Below are 16,485 nucleotides of genomic sequence, written 5' to 3'. Positions count from 1 at the left end.
TGCAGCAGCGTCTGGAGTGAGTGTTCGGCCTTGCAAGCGGCAACGGCTGCGGTCTTCACCGACGCCGTTGCTGCGCCTGCAAGGCCCGCAATTTTTCCAAGTACGCGTTCTCGGCCCGTAAGTACTCGTTCTCCCGCCGGAGTCGTTCCAGCTCGCTGAGCTCGGTGTCCGGCTTCGCTTTCGGGCGGCCCGTTGGGCGCGGCCGGAGGGCGTCCTCACCGTCCTTGCGAACCTGGTTCGCCCATTTGCGCAGCAGCAGCGCTGAGGAGAGCCCTCCCTCGGAGGCGAGCGCATCGGCTGGTTCCCCGGCAAGGAAGCGGCGCACGAGGTCACGTTTCACCTCGAACGAGTACGAGCGTCTGGGGGAATCCACGAGCACCTCCGGACCATGCAGCAACCACCGTTGATGCAAGCGTCGCACCGGTTTCCGTGTCACTCCTAGCCGACGAGCCGTCGCCCAATCACTCAACCCCCGACCGAACCACTCCACCGCAGCCACCCGCTGCGCACTCGTCAACGACGACGCGGTACCACCCACACGAACCATCCCCGGATCTCGAACCGACTAATCAGTCCAAGAACCGGGGACCAGTCCACCCGCCACGGGCCTCCAGGCCGGTCCGCGGCTTGTCCACAGGCATGTCGGTCGCGTGCGCAGGTCGGGCAGGATGTGCGGGTGCCCCGCCCGCGACTGCTGACCAGTGACGACTGGCCGGAGCCCGAGCTGCGTGCGGCGGTCCTCGCCGGCGAACTCGTCCCAGTCGGACCGTGCTGGGCCTCCCCTGCCGAGCCCCAGACGCCGTCGTTGCGTGCCGCCGCTGCCGCCTGGGTCCTGCGGGATGGGCGGCTGATCGCCTGCACCCTGACGGCCGCGTGGATCTGGGGTGCGGCGTCCAGACTGCCGGCACCGCTCGAGGCCTGCATCCCGCCGCAGGTCCGCGTGCACGTCGGGCCGGACGTGCGCCTGCGGGAGGTCCGGATCCAGGCTGACGACAGCGCCGTCCTCGGAGGGCTGCGGGTCACGATGCCGGCGCGGACCGCGGTCGACCTGCTCCGGATGCCGGGCCTCTCGGCCGGCGCGTTCGGGGAGGCCGAGGCGACGGCCGTGCACGGGCTGCTGGCGATCGGGGCGGTCACCGCGGCCGAACTGCAGGTGCGGCTGAGCGCCCTCGGGACGATCCCGATGGTGCGGCAGGCCGAGCGGCGGTTGCGGGGGCTGCAGGACGCCGCTGGGGGCGCTGTCCGGTAGTGCGTCGCGGGTGCGAGCGGTCACAACACCCCGCTCGCGGCCGCCGAGTGGTCGCGAACTGTCGGTCGGCGGGGCCGCAGCCGACGGTTTGTGACCGGTCGACGGGGCCCGCGCGACGTGTCGCGACCGACGGATGGTCGTGCCGCGCGGGGCACTGCCGCGGCGACGCGCGCTCGAGCCGTGCTCAGCCGGCGCTGACGCGGTAGACGTCGTAGACGGCGTCGATGCGTCGGACCGCGTTCAGCACCCGGTCGAGGTGGATGGTGTCACCCATCTCGAAGACGAAACGACTGAGCGCCAACCGGTCGGACGAGGTCGAGACCGTCGCCGACAGGATGTTGACGTGGTGGTCGGTGAGCACCCGGGTGACGTCGCTGAGCAGCCCCGACCGATCGAGCGCCTCGATCTGGATCTGCACGAGGAACACCGACTTCGACGACGGGGCCCACTCGACCTCGATCATCCGGTCGGGCTCGTTCATCAGGGACTTGACGTTCGTGCACGACGACTGGTGCACCGAGACACCCTGTCCGCGGGTGATGAACCCGACGATCTGGTCGCCCGGCACCGGCGTGCAGCACTTCGCGAGCTTCACCAGGATGTCCGGCGCACCGCGCACCAGCACGCCGCTGTCGCTCGTGCGCAGCTGACGGCTCGTGACCTGGCGCGGGAACGTGAGTTCCGGCTCGTCGGTCTCCGTGTCGCTCTGGACGCTGCCCAGGACCTTCTCGATGACCGACTGCGTCGAGACGTGCCCCTCGCCGACCGCGGCGTACAGGGCCGAGACGTCGTCGTACCGCATCGACGAGGCGACCTCGGCGATGGTGTCCTGGCTCATGATCCGCTGGAGCGGCAGGTTCTGCTTGCGCACGGCGCGGGCGATGGCGTCGCGGCCCTGCTCGATCGCCTCTTCGCGGCGCTCCTTGGTGAACCACTGCTTGATCTTGTTGCGTGCCCGAGGGCTCTTGACGAACTTCAGCCAGTCCTGCGACGGACCGGAGTCGGGGTTCTTCGACGTGAAGATCTCGACGACGTCGCCACTCGACAGCGAACTCTCGAGCGGGACGAGGCGACCGTTGACCTTGGCGCCCATGGTGCGGTGCCCGACCTCGGTGTGCACGGCGTACGCGAAGTCCACCGGGGTGGCGCCGGCGGGCAGGCCGATGACCTTGCCCTGCGGCGTGAAGACGTAGGTCTCCTTCGCGCCGATCTCGTAGCGGAGCGAGTCGAGGAACTCCCCCGGGTCGCTCGTCTCGGCCTGCCAGTCGGTGATGTGGGCGAGCCACGCCATGTCCTGGTCGTCGGTGGTCGACGAGGTGCCGACGTCGCGGCCCGCAGCGCGCTGCTTGTACTTCCAGTGCGCGGCGACACCGAACTCGGCGCGCTGGTGCATCTCGTGCGTGCGGATCTGGATCTCGACCGGGCGCCCCTGCGGCCCGAGCACGCTGGTGTGCAGCGACTGGTACAGGTTGAACTTCGGCGTCGCGATGTAGTCCTTGAACCGGCCGGGCAGCGGCGTCCACCGCGCGTGCACCGAACCGAGCATGGCGTAGCAGTCGCGCACCGTCGGCACGAGCACCCGGATGCCGACGAGGTCGTAGATCTCGTCGAACTCGCGACCCCGCACGATCATCTTCTGGTAAATCGAGTAGTACTGCTTCGGCCGCCCCATGACCTCGCCGCGGACCTTCGCGGCCTTCAGGTCCTTCTTGAGCGTGCCGATGACGTTCTGGACGAACTGCTCGCGCTTCGGCTGCCGTTCCTTGACCAGGCTGTCGATCTCGACGTAGAGCTTCGGGTGCAGGACCGCGAAGGACAGGTCCTCAAGCTCGAGCTTGATCATCTGGATGCCGAGCCGGTGCGCGAGGGGCGCGTAGATCTCGAGCGTCTCCTTCGCCTTGCGGGTGGCGGAGGTGGACTCGACGAAGCCCCAGGTGCGGGCGTTGTGCAGCCGGTCGGCGAGCTTGATGACCAGCACGCGGATGTCCTTCGACATCGCGATGACCATCTTGCGGACCGTCTCGGCCTGGGCGCTGTCGCCGTACTTGACCTTGTCGAGCTTCGTGACGCCGTCGACGAGCATGGCGATCTCGTCGCCGAAGTCGACCTGCAGCTGGTCGAGCTGGTAGTCGGTGTCCTCGACCGTGTCGTGGAGCAGCGCGGCGGCGATCGTGATCGGCCCGATGCCCAGGTCGGCCAGGATCTGGGCGACCGCGACGGGGTGCGTGATGTACGGCTCGCCGGACTTGCGCTTCTGTCCGTCGTGCGCGCGCTCGGCGACCGAGTACGCGCGCTCGATGAGCGTGACGTCGGCCTTCGGGTGGTGCGAGCGCACCGTGCGGATCAGGGTGTCCACGGCACCGGCCGGCTGGGCGCGGGAGAACAGGCGCGGCAGCAGCGACCGGAGGGAACCGAGGTTGCCCGTCGTGTTCGGTCCGAGGGGGCTGGTCGGCCGCTGGGCGGAGCCGGGGCGGCTCGGCGCGGACGGCTCTTCGCGGGTGTCCGTCATGATGCGCCTCCCAGGACTCGGTCCGAGAGCTCGATCCGAGCTCGATCCGCCAACACTACGCGTGTCCGGTCAGTGCTCGTGACCCGGTTCGCCCTGGGCGTCGCGGACCACCGGTGCGCCGGACTGCTCCCAGGCGACCATGCCGCCGGTCAGGTTGACCGCGGAGACACCGGACTGTTCGAGTGCCGCGACCACCCTGGCCGAACGAGCACCCGAGTGGCAGACGATGATCGCCGGTTCGTCGCCGCCGTCGATCTCCTGCCAGCGGTTCACCAGCTCGGACATCGGGACGAGCGTGGCCTCGGGAGCGTGGACCTCGTCCCACTCCCCCTGCTCACGGACGTCGAACAACCGCGACCCCGACTCGAGCCGGCGACGCGCCTCGGCGACGTCGACCTCGGTGATCTCGATCGGCATCAGGCGGTCGCCTTCGCGTCGGCGTCGGCGTCGACCTCGCGCTGGCGCTTCTCTGCCGCCTGGATCTTCTTGGCGTCGGCCTGCTTGATCTTCGGCTCGTTCTCGCGCAGCTGGGCGTACATCGGCGACGCGATGAAGATCGTCGAGTAGGTACCGACGATGATGCCGATGAACAGTGCGAGCGAGATGTCGCGGAGCGTGCCCGCACCGAGCACGTACGACCCGATGAACAGGATCGCCGCGACCGGCAGCAGCGCCACGACGGAGGTGTTGATCGAGCGGACGAGCGTCTGGTTCACCGCGAGGTTCACCGACTGCTTGAACGTGCGGATCGATTCCTGCGCGGTGTTCTCACGCACCTTGTCGAAGACCACCACGGTGTCGTAGAGCGAGTACCCGAGGATCGTCAGGAACCCGATCACCGCCGCGGGCGTGACCTCGAGCCCGACGATGCCGTAGACACCGGCCGTGATCAACAGGTCGTGCAGCAGCGCGGCCATCGCGGAGAGCGACATCTTCCAGGTGCGGAAGTACAGCGTCATGAACACGGCGGCCAGGGCGAGGAAGATCACCAGACCGCGGATCGCCTGGGCGAGCACGTCGGCGCCCCAGGTGGCACCGATGAACGTCGCCGCGACCTGGCTCTCCGGCACGTCGTACGCCTCGGCCAGGGCGTCCTGCACCTCGGTCGTCTGACGGTCGGTGAGCTGGCCGGTCTGCACGCGGATGCCGTGTGTCCCGAGCTGGGAGACGCGCGGGATCTCGTCCGAGACGACACGCTCGACGGTGTCCGTCGCGATGCTCTGGTCGGTGTTCTTGACGTCCGACAGGGTGAACTCGGAACCACCGGTGAACTCGATGCCGAGCTGGTACCCGCCGCGCAGCCACGGGGTGGCGAGCGAGATCACGATCATGATGAGCGCGATGAGGTACCAGGTCTTGCGTCGCCCGATGATGTCGTACGACCGCTTCCCCGTGTAGAGGTCGCTGCCGAACTGGCTGAAGCTGGCCATCAGTCGTCCTTCCCGTCCGGCGTCGAGCCGTTGTCGCCGGAGGCCTGCTGGGCCTTCCGCTCCGCGATCGTCTGTCGGCGCTGCGCCTCACCGGCACTGCGCTGGCGCTTGCCGTCCACCACGGGGGCGCGGAACTGCGCACGCCCCTTGTAGACCGCACCGAGCGCCGCTGGGTCGAGCCCGCTGAACTTGTGTCCCTCGCCGAAGAACCGGGTGCGGGAGATGAGCTGCATCATCGGGTGGGTGAAGAGCGCGACCACCACGATGTCGATCAGCGTCGTGAGGAGCAGCGTGAACGCGAAGCCCTTCACGTCGGCGACCGCGAGCACGTACAGGGTGACGGCAGCGAGGAAGTTCACCGCGTCGGACGCGAGGATCGTGCGGAGTGCACGCTTCCAGCCGGACTCGACCGCGCTCTCGAGCGCACGACCGTCGCGGAGTTCGTCACGGATGCGTTCGAAGTAGACGATGAACGAGTCCGCCGTGATGCCGATCGCGACGATCAGACCCGCCACACCCGCCAAGGACAGGCGGTAGTCGACGCGCCAGGACATGATCGCGATGACCAGGTAGGTCAGGACGGCGGCCACTCCGAGCGAGAGCACCGTGACGAACGCGAGCGCCCGGTACTGGATGACGGAGTAGATGATCACCAGGCCGAGGCCGATCAGGCCCGCGACGAGACCGCCGATGAGCTGCGCCGTGCCGAGCGTCGCCGAGATGTTCTCGTTCGACTGCACCTGGAAGTTGATCGGCAGTGCACCGTACTTGAGCTGGTCGGCGAGCGTCTTCGACGACTCGGCCGTGAACGAGCCGGTGATCTGCGCCTTGCCGTTGGTGATGGCGGAGTTCGTGGACGGGGCCGTGATGACCGAGCCGTCCAGCACGATCGCGAACTGGTTCTGCGGTGCCTGCAGCGAGACGAGGCGGTTCGTGACGGTGCGGAAGTCCTTCGTGCCCTGGCCGTCGAAGGTCAGGTTGACGGCCCACTGGCCCGTCGACGTGCCCTGCGAGTCGGTGGCCAGACCCGAGGTGGCGTTGCTGATGTTCGCACCGGAGACCTCGACCGGGCCGAGGATGTACTTCGACGCACCGTCGGCGTCACACGTGACGAGGGGCTCGTCGTCCGGCGCCGAGGTGACGTCGTCCGGAGCCGCGCAGTTGTAGTTGGTGTACAGGTCCTGCAGCGCCGGGGTGATCCAGTTGACGTCGCTGGCGTTCGTCGGCTTCGCGCTCGGCGTCGCCGCGAGCGATGCGGGCGGCGAGTACGGCGTCGGCGAGGCGGTGGACTTCCCGTCGTCACCGACGGCGGAGTTCGTCGCGGCCTCGGTGAAGAGCACGGGGCGGAACGTCAGCTTCGCCGCTGCCTCGATGCGGTCGATCGTGGCCTTGTCGGGCCGACCGGGGATCGACACGACGATGTTGTTCGCACCCTGCGTGTTGATCTCGGTCTCGGAGACGCCGGTGGCGTTGATGCGCTGGCGGATGATCTCCACCGCCTGCTGCAGCTGCTGCGAGGTCACCGAGTCGCCCTCGGTGTTCTGCGCCGCGAGGGTCAGCTGCGTGCCGCCCTGCAGGTCGAGTGCGAGCTCCGGAACCCAGCTCGCGCCCTGGTACCACTTGTCCGTGTCGTCCTTCGAGCTGCCGGCGAGGATCGTCGCGGCGGTGTTCAGGCCGGCGAGGATCGCCATCAGGATCACCAACCAGGTGAGCGAGCGCAGCGCCTTCTTGACGGGTGTCGATCGTGCCACCGGTCGTCTCGTCTTTCTGTTCAGGACCGTCGGCGCTCAGGCACGACGGCAGAGGGAAGCCGCCGGGTCAGACGACCCGGCGGCCGAGGGCGTCAGTCGTCGGACTTGCGCTTCGAGTCGGTCTCGTCGAGGCGGTCGTTGTCGACCCGCTCGCCGTAGACCGGCTCCCCGTTGAGTTCGGCGACGGGCTTCGCCTCGTCCTCCGGCGTCGCGGTGGTCTCGATGTCGGAGGCGCTGTCGTCGACGACGCGCGACAGGGTCTGGCGGTGCACGGTGACGACGGTGCCGGGGGCGATCTCGACGTCGGCGGTGACCTTCTCGTCGTCGACGGAGAGAAGCGTGCCGTACAGGCCGAAGGACAGCATCACGCGAGCACCCGGCACCATCTTGGTGGCGAGCTCGCCCTGCTGCTTCTTGCGCTTGCGGCTGTTGTAGAACATGAAGGCCGCGAACGCCACGACGATGACGATGAGGATGACTTCTTGACCCATGATGCAGTTGCCTTCTCTGGTTGCTCGGTTTCGGGCCGTAGCAGTCTAGGGCACGCCACTGTGCGTGGCATGTCACCCGACCGATCGGCCGCTAGTCGGTGGTGTCGGTGTCGTCGAACAGGCCCGGGAGCGGCCCGACGCCCTGCCCTGGGGTGAGGCCGAGGTGCCGCCACGCGACCGGGGTCGCGATGCGGCCGCGCGGGGTTCGCGTGACCAGACCGACCCGGACGAGGAAGGGTTCGACGACCGACTCGATGGTCTCGGACTCTTCTCCGACCGAGACCGCGAGGGTGTTCAGCCCCACCGGTCCGCCGTCGAAGCGGGTCAGCATGATCTCGACCACGGCGCGGTCGAGGCGGTCGAGCCCGAGCTCGTCGACGTCGTACAGGTCGAGTGCACCCTGGACGGCCGCCATGCCGTCGGTGGTGCGGTGCACGAGGGCGTAGTCGCGGACCCGGCGGAGCAGCCGGTTCGCGATGCGCGGGGTGCCCCGGGAACGCCCGGCGATCTCCCGCAGCGCCGATCGGTCGATGTCGAGCTCGAGCAGGTGCGCGGCGCGGATCAGGACCTGTTCGAGTTCGTCCTTCTCGTAGAACTCGAGGTGCGCCGTGAAGCCGAAGCGGTCGCGGAGCGGGTTCGGCAGCAGGCCGGCGCGGGTGGTGGCACCGACCAGGGTGAACGGCGCGAGGTCGAGCGGGATGCTCGTCGCGCCGGCGCCCTTGCCCACCATGACGTCGATCCGGAAGTCCTCCATCGCCAGGTAGAGCATCTCTTCCGCCGAGCGCGCCATCCGGTGGATCTCGTCGATGAACAGGACCTCGCCCGGCACGAGCGAGGACAGGACGGCAGCCAGGTCACCTGCGTGCTGGATCGCCGGACCGCTCGACATCCGCAACGGACGGCCGGTCTCGTGCGCGACGATCATCGCCAGCGTGGTCTTGCCGAGGCCGGGAGGACCCGCCATCAGGATGTGGTCCGGGGTGCGGTCCTGCATGCCGGCCGCCTTGAGCAGCAGGTCGAGCTGCCCGCGCACCTTCCGCTGGCCGACGAACTCGTCGAGCGACCGCGGCCGGAGTGCACCTTCGAACGCGAGTTCTTCCTGCGACTCGGCTCCGGCTGACGTGATGCCGCTCATTGACCGGCACCGGCGGGCCGGAGCGCACCGAGCGCGGCGCGGAGCAGCGCCTGCGTGCCCATGGCTGCGGCCCCTGGCTCGTTCGCGACGGTGTCGTCGACGGCGGTCTGTGCTGCGTCCTCGCGCCAGCCGAGGCCGATCAGTGCGGAGACGACGTCGGTCGCGGCCGGGTGGGCAGCAGTGCCGCGACCGGCGGTGACCACGGCAGCCTGCTCGAACGCCGCGAGCTTGCCGGTGAGCGCGAGGATGATGAGCTTCGCGGTCTTCGGACCGATGCCGGAGACCTTGCGGAAGGCGCCGTCGTCGTCCTTCGCCACGGCGTTCGCGACCTGCGACGGGTCCATGTGGGCGAGGACGCCCATCGCGGACTTGGGCCCGACACCCGTGACGCTGCGCAGCAGGTCGAACACCTGGAGGGCGTCGGTCGACTCGAAGCCGAAGAGCAGGTGCTCGTCTTCGCGCACGATCATCGCGGTGCGGACGAACACCTCGGACCCGTGGCGCATCGTCAGTGCGTGGGCCGGGGTCACGGTGACGGCGTACCCGACTCCCCCGGCCTCGATCACCACGCCGGAACCGGCGATGTCGATGCAGGTACCCCGGAGACTCGCGATCATGCCCCGAGCCTACGGCCGCCCACCGACGCGGCCGACGAGCCACGCGGTCGGGCCGCGGCAGCGGCCGCACGGGCGAGCGGGGAGTCGACGGTGCCGCCCTGTGCGTCGCGCCACGCGCGTTGTGCCGGGGTGAGGTTCGTGGCACGTTCGCCGGCGACGTCAGGTGATCCGAGCCTCCAGGCATGGCACACGGCCAGCGCGAGCGCATCGGCGGCGTCGGCCGGCTTCGGGGCCTCGGCGAGACCGAGCACGCGCGCGATCATGGTCTGCACCTGGCGCTTGTCGGCGTTGCCGTAGCCGGTGACGGCCGCCTTGACCTCGGACGGCGTGTGCAGGCCGACGGGCAGCCCGCGGGCCGCCGCGGCGTGCAGCGCGAGCCCGGCCGCCTGGGCGGTGCCCATCACGGTGCGGACGTTCGCCTGGGCGAACACGCGCTCGACGGCGACCGCGTCCGGGTGGTGCTCGTCGATCTCGGCGGCGATGCCGTCGGCGATGCGGAGCAGCCGCTGTTCGAGCGGCATGTCCGCCGGGGTGCGCACGACCGTCACGTGGACGAGCCGTGCGCGCCGGTTCGGTGCGACCTCGACGACGCCGACGCCGCACCGGGTGAGCCCGGGGTCCACCCCGAGCACACGGAGCACGGCTACTCGCCCTCGTCCTCGTCGAGCTCGGCCTGGACGTCCGCCGGCACGTCGAAGTTGGCGTAGACGTTCTGCACGTCGTCGCTGTCCTCGAGCGCATCGATCAGGCGGAAGACCTTGCGGGCGGTCTCGGCGTCGACCGGCACCTTGAGGCCGGGGACGAACTCGGCGTCGGCCGAGTCGTAGTCGATGCCGGCGTCCTGCAGTGCGGTGCGGGCCGCGACGAGGTCGCTCGCCTCGGTGATGATCTCGAAGCCGCCGCCCTGGTCGATGACGTCCTCGACACCGGCGTCGAGCACGGCGGTCATGACGGTGTCCTCGTCGAGGCCGTCGGTCTTCGTGACCGAGATGACGCCCTTGCGCGAGAAGTTGTAGGCGACGCTGCCCGGGTCGGCCATGGTGCCACCGTTGCGGGACATCGCCGTCCGGACCTCGGCCGCTGCGCGGTTCTTGTTGTCGGTGAGGCACTCGATCAGCATCGCGACGCCGTTCGGGGCGTAGCCCTCGTACATGATCGTCGTGTACTCGATCGACTCACCGGTCAGGCCGGCACCGCGCTTGACGGCGCGGTCGATGTTGTCGTTCGGGACCGAGGTCTTCTTGGCCTTCTGGATCGCGTCGACCAGCGTCGGGTTGCCCGACAGGTCGGCGCCGCCCATCTTCGCGGCGACCTCGATGTTCTTGATGAGCTTGGCGAAGGACTTGGCACGGCGGCCGTCGATGACGGCCTTCTTGTGCTTGGTCGTCGCCCACTTGGAATGCCCGGACACGGTTCTCCTTGCGTCTTGCGGAAAGTCGGGGTCAGTTTACCCAGCCGGGAGGCCCGCCGCCGCACCGCCCCGCCGGTGCGGGCACGCAGGTGGCAGGGCCCAGGGCCCGCGGGCGGTCGTGCCCAGAGCCCGGGGGCCGCGTCAGGCGCTGCGCACCATGGCGAGGAAGCGGCGGTGGAAGCGGTCCTCGCCGGCGACCTCGGGGTGGAACGCACTGGCGAGGACGTTGCCCTGCTGCACCGCGACGACCTGCCCGTCCGCCAGTGCGCCGAGGACCTGGACGCCGGGGCCGTGCTGCTCGACCACCGGGGCACGGATGAAGACCGCGTGCACGGGGGCGTCGCCGAGCTCGGGCATCGGGACGTCGACCTCGAACGAGTCGTTCTGGCTGCCGAACGCGTTCCGACGAACCGTGGTGTCGAGCACGTCGAGGGTCTGCTGGCCGCTGATGCCGTCGGTGATCCGCGACGACAGCATGATCATGCCGGCACACGTGCCGTACGTCGGCAGACCGCCGCGGATGGCAGCAGCGAGGGGCTCGGCGACGCCGAACGCCCGGGACAGCTTGTCCATCACGCTCGACTCGCCGCCGGGGATCACGACGCCGTCGAGCGCCGCGACCTCCTCGGGGCGACGGAGCGGCACCACGTCGGCGCCGAGCTCCGTCAACGAGGCGATGTGCTCGCGGAAGTCACCCTGCAGCGCCAGGACCCCGATGCGGGGCCGAGCACTGCTCGCCGTGCTACCAGCCACGCTCGGCGAGGCGGTGCGGCGCGGGGACGTCGGCGACGTTGATGCCGACCATCGCCTCGCCCAGACCACGCGAGACCTCGGCGATGACCTTGGGGTCGTCGTGGAAGGTGACGGCCTTGACGATCGCGGCGGCACGCTTCGCCGGGTCGCCGGACTTGAAGATGCCGGAGCCGACGAACACGCCGTCCGCGCCGAGCTGCATCATCATCGCGGCGTCGGCCGGGGTGGCGACGCCACCGGCGGTGAATAGCACGACGGGGAGCTTGCCGGTGCGGGCGACCTCGCGCACGATCTCGAACGGCGCCTGCAGTTCCTTGGCGGCGACGTAGAGCTCGTCTTCCTTGAGGTGGCGCAGCGCCGCGATCTCCTTGTTGATCGTGCGGATGTGCTTCGTGGCCTCGGACACGTCACCCGTGCCGGCCTCGCCCTTGGAACGGATCATCGCAGCGCCCTCGGTGATGCGACGGAGCGCCTCGCCCAGTTCAGTGGCACCGCAGACGAACGGCGTGGTGAAGTTCCACTTGTCGATGTGGTTGACGTAGTCGGCGGGCGAGAGCACCTCGGACTCGTCGATGTAGTCGACGCCGAGCTCCTGCAGGATCTGCGCCTCGACGAAGTGGCCGATGCGGGCCTTCGCCATGACGGGGATCGACACGGCGGCGATGATCTCCTCGATCATCGACGGGTCGGACATGCGGGCGACGCCGCCCTGTGCGCGGATGTCGGCGGGGACGCGCTCGAGGGCCATGACGGCGGTCGCGCCGGCTTCCTCCGCGATGCGGGCCTGCTCGGCGTCGACGACGTCCATGATGACGCCACCCTTGAGCATCTCGGCGAGGCCGCGCTTGACGCGGTCGGAGCCGGTGATCGAGGTGCCAGGGGTGCCGGAGGTGCTGGTGCTGTCGCTCATGATGCCGATCAGTCTAGTCCGCTGCGGGCCAGCCCTCGGCGACCAGTCGGCGGGTGTCCCCGAGCATCTGGGACATCGACTTCGTCCGCGCGATGATCGGGAAGAAGTTCGCGTCGGACTGCCACCGCGGCACGATGTGCTGGTGCAGGTGTGCGGCGATGCCGGCCCCCGCGACCTCGCCCTGGTTCATGCCGATGTTGAAGCCGTCGCAGTGCGACACGGTGCGCAGGACCCGCATCGCGGTCTGGGTCAGCTCGCCCATCTCGCGCAGCTCGTCCGGAGTGGCCTCGTCGTACAGCGGCACGTGGCGGTACGGGCAGACCAGCAGGTGTCCGTTGTTGTACGGGAACAGGTTGAGCAGCACGTAGGCGTGCTCGCCCCGGGCGACGATGAGGGCGTCCTCGTCGGACTTCCGCGGTGCCTCGCAGAACGGGCAGTCGTCCGCGTGCCCGCGGCCCGTGCCCTCGCGCCCGGCGTCGATGTACGCCATCCGGTGCGGGTTCCACAGGCGCTGGAAGGCATCCGGGACGGCCGCACCGGTGGCGGCGTCCCGGATGACCAGCGGGTCCTGCTCGTCCGTCATCAGACCTGCGCGCGCTCGCGGATCGCCGTCAGGATGCGGTCGACCGCTTCGTCCACGGGCACGGCGTTGTCCTGGCGCCCGTCACGGAAGCGGAACGAGACCGCACCGGCGTCGCGGTCGTCGCCGCCGGCGATGAGCTGGAACGGCACCTTCGCCTTGGTGTGCGTGCGGATCTTCTTCTGCATGCGGTCGTCCGAGTGATCGACCTCGGCCCGGACGCCGTGCGACCGGAGCTTCGCGATGACCTCGTCGAGGTAGTCGCCGTACTCAGCCGCGACGGGGATGCCGACGACCTGCACCGGCGACAGCCAGGCCGGGAACGCGCCGGCGTAGTGCTCGGTCAGCACGCCGAAGAACCGCTCGATCGAGCCGAACAGCGCGCGGTGGATCATCACCGGGCGCTGGCGGGAGCCGTCGGCCGCGGTGTAGTCGATGCCGAAGCGCTCGGGCAGGTTGAAGTCGAGCTGCACAGTCGACATCTGCCAGGTCCGGCCGATGGCGTCACGCGCCTGCACCGAGATCTTCGGGCCGTAGAAGGCGGCCCCGGCGGGGTCGGGCACGAGCTCGAGACCGGACTCCTCGGCGACCTCGCGCAGGGTGTTCGTCGCGACGTCCCAGACCTCGTCGTCACCGACGTACTTCTCCGGGTCCTTCGTCGAGAGCTCGAGGTAGAAGTCGTCGAGGCCGTAGTCGCGCAGCAGCGAGAGCACGAACTCGAGTGTGGTGGTCAGCTCCTCCTTCATCTTCTCCTGCGTGGTGAAGATGTGCGCGTCGTCCTGGGTCATGCCGCGGACCCGGGTGAGGCCGTGGATGACGCCGGACTTCTCGTTGCGGTAGACCGTGCCGAACTCGAACATCCGGAGCGGCAGGTCGCGGTACGAACGCGGCTGCGACCGGTACGCCAGGATGTGCATCGGGCAGTTCATCGGCTTGAGGTAGTAGTCGGCACCCTGGCGCGTGACGTTGCCGTCCTCGTCCTTCGCCTCGTCCATGTGCATGGCCGGGAACATGCCGTCCTTGTACCAGCCGAGGTGCCCGGAGGTCTCGAACAGGTCGCCCTTGGTGATGTGCGGCGTGTAGACGAAGGAGTAACCGTTCTCCTCGTGCCGACGGCGCGAGTAGTCCTCCATCTCGCGGCGGATGATGCCGCCCTTCGGGTGGAAGATCGCCAGGCCGGAACCGATCTCGTCGGGGAACGAGAACAGGTCGAGTTCGGCACCGAGCTTGCGGTGGTCGCGCTTGGCGGCTTCTTCGAGGCGCACCAGGTAGGCCTTGAGCTGGTCCTTGTCGGGCCAGGCGGTTCCGTAGATGCGCTGCAGCTGCGGGTTCTTCTCGGAGCCGCGCCAGTAGGCGGCCGCGACGCGCATGAGCTTCGCGGCGTTGCCGATCCAGCGGGTGTGCGGCACGTGCGGACCCCGGCAGAGATCCTGCCAGACGACCTCGCCCGACTTCGGGTCGACGTTCTCGTACACGGTGAGCTCGCCGGCGCCGACCTCGACGCTCTCGCCGGAGTCACCGTCGGTCGCCGCGCCCTTGAGCCCGATGAGCTCCTGCTTGTACGGCTCCCCCGCCATCAGCTCGCGCGCCTGCTCGTCCGTGACGACCACGCGGCGGAAGCGCTGGGCCTGCTTGACGATGCGGTCCATGCCCTTCTCGATCGCCTTGAGGTCCTCGGGGGTGAAGGGCTCGGCGACGTCGAAGTCGTAGTAGAAGCCGTCGGTGACGGGCGGCCCGATGCCGAGCTTGGCCTCGGGGTTGATCTGCTGGACGGCCTGCGCGAGCACGTGCGCGGCCGAGTGGCGGAGGATGTCGAGCCCGTCCTGCTCCTGCAGGGTGACGGCCTCGGCGGTCTCGCCGGCGGCGACGTCGGCAGCGAGGTCCTTCAGGACACCGTCGACGCGGATCGCGACGACGCCGCGCTCACCGTCGAAGAGCTCGGTGCCCGTCGTGGTCGTCGTCGCGGTGCGGGGCTCGGGTGCCTGGGGCACGGCTGCGGGCTCGGCGCTCTCCGGCGCTGCGGCGACTGACTCGGTCACGATGATGGGACTCCTCGATCGAAATGGTGCGTCAAGACTAGTGCGCGCGTGGGGCTCAGGCGGGCACGGCGCCGAGCGTGGTGACGGGCAGGCGTGGCTCGAGTCGCTCGCGTCCGTTCAGCCCGTCCAGCTCGAGCAGCGCGGCGAACCCGACCGCCTGATAGCCCGCGCGTTCGAGCAGCGTGATGGTGGCGGCGCCGGTCCCACCGGTGGCGAGGACGTCGTCGACGACGAGGACCCTGGTGCCCGCGGGGAGCTGGCCAGGACGCAGCTCGAGCTCGGCCTCGCCGTACTCGAGTGCGTACTGCTCGCTGAGGACCTCGCCCGGCAGCTTGCCGGCCTTGCGCACGGTGAGCACACCCACCTGGTGCTGGGCGGCGATCCCGCCGGCGAGGGCGAAGCCCCGTGCCTCGATGCCGGCCACGGCGTCGAACCCGGCACCGACCGCGAACGGCGCGGCGAGTGCCTCGCACACGCGGCCGAACGCGACGGCGTCCGAGAACACCGGCGTCACGTCACGGAACAGCACCCCCGGCTTCGGGAAGTCCGGGACGACGGCGGTCAGGCGTTCGACGAGTGCAGCTGCGGTTTCGGTCACCCATCAACGGTACGGGAGGCCCGGGGTGCGTCCGACACGTCGGCGCACGGTGCGGGGTCGGTCGCGCCGTGCTGGGTCGTCGGTGCGGCGCACGGTGCGGGTTGCGTCGGCCGGTGCGCCGACGGTGGCTCGGTGCGGGGTTGTCCCCTCGCACCGAGCCACCAAGCGGGCACGGGACGGCGACGGTCGCACGGTGCGACGGTCGGGTGTCCGATCCGGCTCAGCGCCAGGCGCGCATGAGTGCGGCCTGCAGGAGCAGGTCGTTCTCGCGCTGCTGCCGCTCGCGGTCGAGCTGCAGCCGTGTTGCGTGGTCGATCACCGGGTGGAGCCGGCGGGTCCGCCGGCTCCAGATGATGAGCGACATGCCGATGCGCAGCGCGATGCGGTCGGTGAGGGAGACCCGGTGGCGCGCTGCGCGGGTATCGGGAGGACGGGTGGCGGTCTTCGATGACACGGTGATCCCTTTCAGGGCATGACGGAGCTGCCCGGCACACGGGCAACAGTGGACTACCCGGAACACGGGCAGGAAAAGATGAATGCGTGAGAATGCATTCCGCGGTCGCCGAAGGAATGTCCGACGACGTGGTACTGAATGACTTCCGGTACCGAGAGCGTCGCACCGGCCGCCGACATTCTCCGGCGACGATCGACGCAGTCCGATCGCGTGCGCGGAGCACACGGGTCGGGACCGATCGGCGATCGACGGAGCCGGTTCGACGCGAGCCAGAACGGCTCAGCGCGAGGTGTCAGGCGACGGACTCGTCACGAGACGAGGATCGAACGACACAGATGTCGGCAGAAGGCGGAACGCTCCGGGTCAGCGGACGCGGAACGGGGTGCCGACGCGTCCACGGATTCCACGGAACGGAGTGGTTGCGGTGATCATCATGGTCGGCCCCCTTTCGGTCTCGAGCTGTCGGAGTCGTCCCCCGCTGCGCTGCAGCGGTTCGCGACGAGTGAACACTATCGGCCCCGCAATTCGCAGCGCAACCCCTTTCTCCGATTTCTCCGG

At 69.4% G+C, this 16,485-nt stretch carries 18 protein-coding genes; 2 read left to right on the top strand and 16 right to left on the bottom strand.

Features of this window, described 5'->3' with window-relative positions; translation table 11 throughout:
- Positions 1 to 55: 55 nt before the first annotated feature.
- Positions 56 to 379, bottom strand: coding sequence for a helix-turn-helix domain-containing protein (locus EDF53_RS19830; RefSeq protein WP_123292817.1), 324 nt, complete (start codon positions 377 to 379; stop codon positions 56 to 58).
- Positions 380 to 676: 297 nt separating this feature from the next.
- On the opposite strand from EDF53_RS19830, the gene EDF53_RS06825 reads away from it, so the two are divergent.
- Positions 677 to 1,249, top strand: coding sequence for a type IV toxin-antitoxin system AbiEi family antitoxin (locus EDF53_RS06825; protein WP_185020971.1), 573 nt, complete (start codon positions 677 to 679; stop codon positions 1,247 to 1,249).
- The gene (locus EDF53_RS19825; protein ID WP_395873281.1) at positions 1,230 to 1,343 is read left to right on the top strand and encodes a hypothetical protein; all 114 of its coding nucleotides are present in this window, start codon (positions 1,230 to 1,232) and stop codon (positions 1,341 to 1,343) included. Before EDF53_RS06825 ends, EDF53_RS19825 begins: the two co-directional genes overlap by 20 nt.
- Before the next feature lie 90 nt (positions 1,344 to 1,433).
- Here EDF53_RS19825 and EDF53_RS06815 read toward each other — a convergent pair whose 3' ends face one another.
- From EDF53_RS06815 to EDF53_RS06745, 15 genes are all read right to left on the bottom strand, one after another.
- The gene (locus EDF53_RS06815) at positions 1,434 to 3,758 is read right to left on the bottom strand and encodes a bifunctional (p)ppGpp synthetase/guanosine-3',5'-bis(diphosphate) 3'-pyrophosphohydrolase (protein WP_228505676.1); all 2,325 of its coding nucleotides are present in this window, start codon (positions 3,756 to 3,758) and stop codon (positions 1,434 to 1,436) included.
- Between the two features lie 69 nt (positions 3,759 to 3,827).
- A complete protein-coding gene (locus tag EDF53_RS06810) occupies positions 3,828 to 4,175 on the bottom strand; it encodes a rhodanese-like domain-containing protein (RefSeq protein WP_123292814.1) in 348 nt (115 codons plus the stop codon).
- Positions 4,175 to 5,188: a protein translocase subunit SecF gene (secF, locus tag EDF53_RS06805; protein WP_123292813.1), complete on the bottom strand. Its 1,014-nt coding sequence runs from the start codon at positions 5,186 to 5,188 to the stop codon at positions 4,175 to 4,177. Before secF ends, EDF53_RS06810 begins: the two co-directional genes overlap by 1 nt.
- Positions 5,188 to 6,939 (bottom strand): protein translocase subunit SecD, encoded by a 1,752-nt coding sequence (gene secD / locus EDF53_RS06800; RefSeq protein WP_123292812.1) that lies wholly within the window; start codon positions 6,937 to 6,939, stop codon positions 5,188 to 5,190. The genes secF and secD overlap by 1 nt, the downstream gene beginning before the upstream one ends.
- 92 nt (positions 6,940 to 7,031) lie before the next feature.
- Entirely contained in the window at positions 7,032 to 7,430 is a 399-nt protein-coding gene (gene yajC, locus EDF53_RS06795) for a preprotein translocase subunit YajC (RefSeq protein ID WP_111084040.1), read from the bottom strand.
- A 91-nt stretch (positions 7,431 to 7,521) separates the two neighbouring features.
- Positions 7,522 to 8,565 carry a Holliday junction branch migration DNA helicase RuvB gene (gene ruvB, locus EDF53_RS06790; RefSeq protein WP_111084041.1) on the bottom strand — a complete coding sequence of 348 codons (1,044 nt, stop codon included), beginning with the start codon at positions 8,563 to 8,565 and terminating at the stop codon, positions 7,522 to 7,524.
- On the bottom strand, positions 8,562 to 9,182 hold the full coding sequence (gene ruvA, locus EDF53_RS06785; RefSeq protein WP_123292811.1) for a Holliday junction branch migration protein RuvA: 621 nt from the start codon (positions 9,180 to 9,182) through the stop codon (positions 8,562 to 8,564). Before ruvA ends, ruvB begins: the two co-directional genes overlap by 4 nt.
- On the bottom strand, positions 9,179 to 9,823 hold the full coding sequence (gene ruvC, locus EDF53_RS06780; protein ID WP_111084043.1) for a crossover junction endodeoxyribonuclease RuvC: 645 nt from the start codon (positions 9,821 to 9,823) through the stop codon (positions 9,179 to 9,181). Before ruvC ends, ruvA begins: the two co-directional genes overlap by 4 nt.
- Before the next feature lie 2 nt (positions 9,824 to 9,825).
- Positions 9,826 to 10,593, bottom strand: coding sequence for a YebC/PmpR family DNA-binding transcriptional regulator (locus tag EDF53_RS06775; RefSeq protein WP_111084044.1), 768 nt, complete (start codon positions 10,591 to 10,593; stop codon positions 9,826 to 9,828).
- A 141-nt stretch (positions 10,594 to 10,734) separates the two neighbouring features.
- Positions 10,735 to 11,346 (bottom strand): pyridoxal 5'-phosphate synthase glutaminase subunit PdxT, encoded by a 612-nt coding sequence (pdxT, locus tag EDF53_RS06770; RefSeq protein ID WP_123292810.1) that lies wholly within the window; start codon positions 11,344 to 11,346, stop codon positions 10,735 to 10,737.
- Positions 11,336 to 12,256: a pyridoxal 5'-phosphate synthase lyase subunit PdxS gene (gene pdxS / locus EDF53_RS06765; protein WP_123292809.1), complete on the bottom strand. Its 921-nt coding sequence runs from the start codon at positions 12,254 to 12,256 to the stop codon at positions 11,336 to 11,338. The genes pdxT and pdxS overlap by 11 nt, the downstream gene beginning before the upstream one ends.
- A gap of 13 nt (positions 12,257 to 12,269) precedes the next feature.
- Positions 12,270 to 12,839, bottom strand: a complete 570-nt coding sequence (locus EDF53_RS06760; RefSeq protein ID WP_123292808.1) for an HIT domain-containing protein — start codon at positions 12,837 to 12,839, stop codon at positions 12,270 to 12,272.
- Positions 12,839 to 14,875: a threonine--tRNA ligase gene (gene thrS, locus EDF53_RS06755; protein ID WP_395873271.1), complete on the bottom strand. Its 2,037-nt coding sequence runs from the start codon at positions 14,873 to 14,875 to the stop codon at positions 12,839 to 12,841. The genes EDF53_RS06760 and thrS overlap by 1 nt, the downstream gene beginning before the upstream one ends.
- A 55-nt stretch (positions 14,876 to 14,930) precedes the next feature.
- Positions 14,931 to 15,473, bottom strand: coding sequence for an adenine phosphoribosyltransferase (locus EDF53_RS06750; protein WP_123292807.1), 543 nt, complete (start codon positions 15,471 to 15,473; stop codon positions 14,931 to 14,933).
- Positions 15,474 to 15,693: 220 nt separating this feature from the next.
- Positions 15,694 to 15,927 (bottom strand): hypothetical protein, encoded by a 234-nt coding sequence (locus EDF53_RS06745; RefSeq protein WP_123292806.1) that lies wholly within the window; start codon positions 15,925 to 15,927, stop codon positions 15,694 to 15,696.
- Between the last annotated feature and the right edge of the window lie 558 nt (positions 15,928 to 16,485).

It is taken from the genome of Curtobacterium sp. PhB78 (genome assembly GCF_003751685.1).
GTDB lineage: Bacteria > Actinomycetota > Actinomycetes > Actinomycetales > Microbacteriaceae > Curtobacterium.
Note: the sequence above shows the minus strand (reverse complement) of the source record. Positions and strands in the feature narration are given on the sequence as shown.

Bases quoted from the DNA above. Each gene is read 5' to 3' on its own strand.
- ruvB (WP_111084041.1), bottom strand. From the start codon at position 8,565: ATGAGCGGCATCACGTCAGCCGGAGCCGAGTCGCAGGAAGAACTCGCG.
- ruvA (WP_123292811.1), bottom strand. From the start codon at position 9,182: ATGATCGCGAGTCTCCGGGGTACCTGCATCGACATCGCCGGTTCCGGC.
- secF (WP_123292813.1), bottom strand. From the start codon at position 5,188: ATGGCCAGCTTCAGCCAGTTCGGCAGCGACCTCTACACGGGGAAGCGG.
- EDF53_RS06815 (WP_228505676.1), bottom strand. From the start codon at position 3,758: ATGACGGACACCCGCGAAGAGCCGTCCGCGCCGAGCCGCCCCGGCTCC.
- yajC (WP_111084040.1), bottom strand. From the start codon at position 7,430: ATGGGTCAAGAAGTCATCCTCATCGTCATCGTCGTGGCGTTCGCGGCC.
- EDF53_RS06810 (WP_123292814.1), bottom strand. From the start codon at position 4,175: ATGCCGATCGAGATCACCGAGGTCGACGTCGCCGAGGCGCGTCGCCGG.
- pdxS (WP_123292809.1), bottom strand. From the start codon at position 12,256: ATGAGCGACAGCACCAGCACCTCCGGCACCCCTGGCACCTCGATCACC.
- EDF53_RS06760 (WP_123292808.1), bottom strand. From the start codon at position 12,839: ATGACGGACGAGCAGGACCCGCTGGTCATCCGGGACGCCGCCACCGGT.